We start from the raw sequence: 727 nt of genomic DNA on the forward strand, positions 1-727 counted from the left end.
CGGGTGCGGTTGCCGACCGCGTTGGTGCCGTCCTTGAGCGTCTCGATCCGGCGCACGTCCATGCGCACCGACGCGTAGAACTTCAGGGCCTTTCCACCCGTGGTGGTTTCCGGGCTGCCGAACATCACGCCGATCTTCTCGCGCAGCTGGTTGATGAAGATCGCGGTGGTGCCCGAATTGTTCAGCGCGCCAGTCATTTTCCGCAACGCCTGGCTCATCAGCCGGGCCTGCAACCCGACGTGGCTGTCACCCATCTCGCCCTCGAGTTCCGCGCGCGGCACCAGCGCCGCCACCGAGTCGATGACCAGGATGTCCAGCGCGCCGGAGCGGATCAGCATGTCGGCGATCTCGAGGGCCTGCTCCCCCGTGTCGGGCTGGCTGACCAGCAGGGAATCGGTGTCCACGCCGAGCTTCTTGGCGTAATCGGGGTCCAGGGCGTGCTCGGCGTCGATGAACGCCGCGACGCCACCGGCGGCCTGGGCGTTGGCCACCGCGTGCAGGGCGACGGTGGTCTTACCCGAGGATTCCGGGCCGTAGATCTCCACGACCCGGCCGCGGGGCAGACCGCCGATGCCCAGGGCCACGTCCAGTGCGATGGATCCGGTCGGGATGACCGAGATCGGCTGACGCATCTCGTCGCCGAGACGCATCACCGAGCCTTTGCCGTAGCTCTTTTCGATCTGGGCCATCGCCAGTTCGAGAGCCTTCTCGCGGTCGGGGGCTTGCG

The 727-nt window shown here is 67.5% G+C and carries 1 protein-coding gene; it reads right to left on the minus strand.

Annotation, left to right across the window (positions count from 1 at the left end):
• The coding region (gene recA, locus A9X04_RS12380; protein ID WP_067920707.1) for a recombinase RecA at positions 1-727 on the minus strand (727 nt) is incomplete at both ends.

The sequence above is a fragment of the Mycobacterium sp. E3247 genome (genome assembly GCF_001667785.1).
In the GTDB taxonomy this organism is placed as follows: Bacteria; Actinomycetota; Actinomycetes; order Mycobacteriales; family Mycobacteriaceae; genus Mycobacterium.